Source organism: Mesorhizobium sp. M7A.F.Ca.CA.004.06.1.1, assembly GCF_003999135.1.
Classification (GTDB): Bacteria; Pseudomonadota; Alphaproteobacteria; order Rhizobiales; family Rhizobiaceae; genus Mesorhizobium.
In genome coordinates, this window is the sequence record NZ_RZPQ01000538.1 from 1 (window position 1) to 4,121 (window position 4,121).

Sequence of the window (4,121 nt, forward strand, 5' to 3'; positions counted from 1 at the left end):
TAGCGCCACGGGTGGCCTCCATGCCCGCCGCACCCGGCCCGGTCGAGCCCAGCCACGCTTCGCTGGCGGTGATGCCGTTTGTCGAGGAGAGCGGCGGCACGCGCGGCGGATTGGCCGACGGTTTCACCCACGACATCATCACCCGCCTGGCCAAGCTCAGGGATTTCTTCGTCATCGCGCGCGGATCGGTGTTTGCGCTGGCAGAGCAGAACATCGCGCCCGAGGATGCCGGCCGCCGGCTGAATGTCGACTATGTCGCCACCGGCACGGTGCGCAGCCCGTCTGGCCGCCTCATCGTCGGCGTCGAACTAATCGAGGTGCGCAGCGCCAGGATCGTCTGGGCCGAGACCTTCGAGCGCAGGCCCGATGACATCTTTTCCGTGCTCGACGACATCGGCAACAGTATCGTCTCCTCGATCTCGGCCGAGATCGAAACCGTCGAGCGCAACCGCGCCATGCTGAAGGCGCCCAACTCGCTCAACGCCTGGGAAGCCTACCATCGCGGCCTCTGGCACATGTACCGCTTCACCCAGGCGGAAAACGAACAGGCGCGGCATTTCTTTGCCCAGGCCTTGCAGCTCGACCCGACCTTTGCCCGCGCCTATGCCGGCCTGTCCTTCACCCACTGGCAGAACGCCTTCCAGCGCTGGGGCGACCGCGACCGCGAAAGCGCGCTGGCCTTCGAGAGCGCCGGACACAGCCTGCTGGTCGACGACCACAATCCGGCCGCGCATTGGGCGATGGGCCGGGCGCTGTGGCTGCGCGGCGAGCAGGACGGCTCGCTGCTCGAACTCGAGCGGGCTGTCGATCTCAGCCCCAACTTCGCGCTTGGCCACTACGCGCTGTCCTTCGTGCATTCGCAGTCGGGCGACCCGCGAGCGGCGATAGGCTCTTCGGATCATTCGCGCCATCTCAGCCCGTTCGACCCGCTGCTGTTCGGCATGCTGGGCGCACGCGCCATGGCGCATGTCCGGCTCGGCCAGTTCGAGGAAGCGGCCGAATGGGCGCTGAAGGCGGCGGCGCGGCCCAACGCCCACGCCATCATACTGGCGATCGCCGCGCACTGCCTGGCGCTGGCCGGACGGCTCGACGAGGCGCGCGGCTTCGCCGCCGCCATTCGCAAGACAAGGCCGGACTATTGCGCCGACGATTTCATCGGCACCTTCCGCTTCGAGCCGGACGCCGTGGCGCTGTTCCGGCAGGGCGCCAGGCTTATCGGGCTGAACTGAAGCCTGGCTCGCCATCTCTGGGATCGCCTGGGAATTTCGCCTCAATTCCGCCGGGTTAACGAAGTCGGAAGGAGTTGTTTAACTGTTTGCGGCTATGTCACCGCGTGGGGGACGACAAAGTGAGTATGATGAGCAACAGCCCCGACAAGCGCAATGAATGGCGCGCCATATTCTACGTGCAAGCTCGCGTTGCCATCCTGTTTGTCCCGGTGGTTGCCAGCCTGCTGATCATAGCGGCGCTTGCCGGCAACGAACGCAAATCCGTTCCCAGCATGATCGACCCGACCGTCACCGGCTCCGTGCGGTAGACCGGCGGTCATCGGCTCTTCGAGATGCTGTCGGAGGCGGGCGCCTGGCGTGCGCTATCGGCGGTTTTCATTTGGCGCTAAAATCATCCGATGGCACTGAATGAGTGGGCCCGAACGATCAAGCGCGATGTGCATGCGCTCTACCTCGCCGCTCGCGATCCCCGAACGCCCTGGTACGCCAAGGCGCTTGCCGTGTGTGTTGCAAGCTATGCCTTGTCGCCAATCGACCTGATCCCCGATTTCATTCCGGTGATCGGCTATCTCGACGACGTCATCCTTGTCCCTTTGGGCGTCCTTGCCGTGGTCAGGATGATACCGCCCGAGGTGATGGCGGAACACAGAAAGACCGCCGCGCTGGCCGCCGACAGGCCGGTGAGCCGCTACGCGGCGGTGATCATTGTTTGTATCTGGACTGCCTCGATCGTGCTGGCCGGGTGGCTGGGATATCTGTATTTCGCTGACTGACTGCCAGGCCGTTCAGCAGGGAAACCGCCGCCAATGAAGCCCGGACGGATCGCGCTTTTCCCGGGATTCCGTCGCCATGCGGCGCCGCTCAAACAAAGCGCGGGATCGGGCCGTTCTGCGGGGTCACGTCGTCGCCGAGGTCGACAAACACCTCGTCGACATAGCACCATGCCCAGCCTTCCGGCGGATCGTAGCCCTCGATGATCGGATGCTTGGTGGCGTGAAAATGCCTGGTGGCGTGGCGGTTGGGCGAGTCGTCGCAGCAGCCGACATGGCCGCAGGTGCGGCAGAGCCGCAAATGCACCCATTGCGACCCGCTCTTCAGGCACTCCTCGCAGCCGAGCGCGCTCGGCGTCACCTTCCTGATGTCGCGCGTATGCCTGCATTCATCCATCATGGTCTCCCTGCTGTTTGAGGTGCGTCCGCGCGCGCGAGATATGCATGCAATGCCGCGACCACCTGGGCGCCTTCGCCGACAGCCGCCGCGACGCGTTTGACCGAACCGGCGCGGACGTCGCCGATGGCGAACACGCCGCTGCGGCTGGTCTCCATCTGCGCCGATCCCAGCTCCGATCCGGTGCGCACGAACCCCCTGGCGTCCAGCGCCACACCGCAATTCGCCAGCCAATCGGTGTTCGGGTCGGCGCCGATGAAGAGAAAGAGATGGCGGATCGGGCGCGTCGTTTCCGCGCCGCTGGCGCGGTTGCGCCATCGCACCGTGCCAAGATTGCCCTCTTCGCCGTCCAGCGCCTCGATTTCGGTCCCGGTCAGCACCTCGATGTTCGGCTGCGCCTTGATGCGTTCGACCAGGTAGCGCGACATGCTGGCATCGAGGCTGCCACCGCGCGCCAGCAGCGCCACTTTGCGCGCATGACTGGCCAAGTAGACAGCCGCCTGCCCGGCCGAATTGCCGGCGCCGACCAGCGCCACTTCCTGGTCCGCGCAAAGCCGCCCTTCAATGGGCGACGCCCAGTAATGCACGCACGTTCCCTCGAACCGCGCCAGATTGGCGATGTCGAGGCGGCGATAGCGCGCGCCGCTGGCGATCACCACGCTGCGCGTGCGCACGTCTCGCCATCACCGACATCGAGCAGATAGCGGGCGCCTGACGCGTCGGAGGCGGCGCTCAAAAGCTTCGCCTCGTCCGGGATGACCATTTCGACGCCGAATTTCTGCGCCTGGTTGTAAGCGCGCGCCATCAGCGCCATGCCGGTAATGCCTGTGGGGAAACCAAGATAGTTCTCGATGCGCGAGGATGCACCGGCCTGTCCGCCGAAGGCGCGGCAGTCGAGCACGATCGTCGATAGGCCTTCGGAGGCCGCATAGACCGCCGCCGCCAGCCCTGCCGGGCCGGCGCCGACGATGGCCACGTCATAGACCGTATCGGCATCGATCGGCCGCAGCAGGCCGATGCAGCGGGCGAGGTCCTTTTCGCCGGGGTTCATCAGCAGCCTGCCGTTTGGACAGAGCACGATCGGCAGGTGGTGAGGATCGACCTCGAAGCGTTCTACCAGGGTTTTGGCGCAGGGATCGCTGCCGGAATCGAGCACGCGATGCGGCTGGCCGCTGCGGGCGAGGAAGCCCTGCAGGCGCAACACGTCGGCATTGTCCTGGGGTCCGATGATGATCGGCCCGCTGGTAGCGCTCTCCAAAAGCCCGACGCGGCGCAGGATCAGCGCCCGCATGATGCGCTCGCCGAGATTGGCCTCCTGCACCATCAGGTCGCGCAGCCGCTGCGAGGCGATGACGAACGCCTCCACCGGTTCGGCGGCCTGCGCATTGACCAGCGAGGGACGGGCCGAAAGCTGCGCCAGCTCGCCGACAAAGCTGCCGGGGCCATGGGTGACGATCGTCTCGCGCCGGCCGAGCCCGCCGTCCTGGGTGATGTCCACGCTGCCCGACAGCACGACGATCAGACCGGGCGCCACATCGCCTGCTTCGATGATGTGCTCGCCGGCGGCATAGGCGCTGGCCTCGCCGAACCGGCGCATGCGGTCGATGTCCACCTCGGCCAGCGTGGGGAACGCCTGGTCGCGGCGGGCACCGAATATCTGGGTGGTGGATTGAGCCATGGTTTTGAGCGTAGCGAAGCGGGCGCGGAGTTTGAAGCGGTTTGTGA

3 protein-coding genes and 2 pseudogenes are annotated in these 4,121 nt (G+C 66.0%); 3 read left to right on the forward strand and 2 right to left on the reverse strand.

From position 1 onward, the window contains the following. From EN906_RS25240 to EN906_RS25250, 3 genes and pseudogenes are all read left to right on the forward strand, one after another. Positions 1-1,229, forward strand: a pseudogene (locus EN906_RS25240) (transcriptional regulator); the annotation flags it as partial. A gap of 125 nt (positions 1,230-1,354) precedes the next feature. Further along, entirely contained in the window at positions 1,355-1,537 is a 183-nt protein-coding gene (locus EN906_RS25245) for a hypothetical protein (protein WP_013528612.1), read from the forward strand. 90 nt (positions 1,538-1,627) lie between these two features. Next, positions 1,628-2,002: a YkvA family protein gene (locus EN906_RS25250; RefSeq protein WP_127269768.1), complete on the forward strand. Its 375-nt coding sequence runs from the start codon at positions 1,628-1,630 to the stop codon at positions 2,000-2,002. An 88-nt stretch (positions 2,003-2,090) separates the two neighbouring features. On the opposite strand, the gene EN906_RS25255 is transcribed toward EN906_RS25250, so the two are convergent. Next, positions 2,091-2,399, reverse strand: a complete 309-nt coding sequence (locus tag EN906_RS25255; RefSeq protein ID WP_027040253.1) for a UBP-type zinc finger domain-containing protein — start codon at positions 2,397-2,399, stop codon at positions 2,091-2,093. Continuing rightward, positions 2,396-4,074: pseudogene (locus EN906_RS25260) on the reverse strand (FAD-dependent oxidoreductase). The gene EN906_RS25255 and the pseudogene EN906_RS25260 overlap by 4 nt, the downstream one beginning before the upstream one ends. Between the last annotated feature and the right edge of the window lie 47 nt (positions 4,075-4,121).

What these genes read in the sequence shown, in the direction of transcription:
- EN906_RS25245 (WP_013528612.1), top strand. Translation starts at nt 1,355, where the DNA reads ATGATGAGCAACAGCCCCGACAAGCGCAATGAATGGCGCGCCATATTC.
- EN906_RS25250 (WP_127269768.1), top strand. Translation starts at nt 1,628, where the DNA reads ATGGCACTGAATGAGTGGGCCCGAACGATCAAGCGCGATGTGCATGCG.
- EN906_RS25255 (WP_027040253.1), bottom strand. Translation starts at nt 2,399, where the DNA reads ATGATGGATGAATGCAGGCATACGCGCGACATCAGGAAGGTGACGCCG.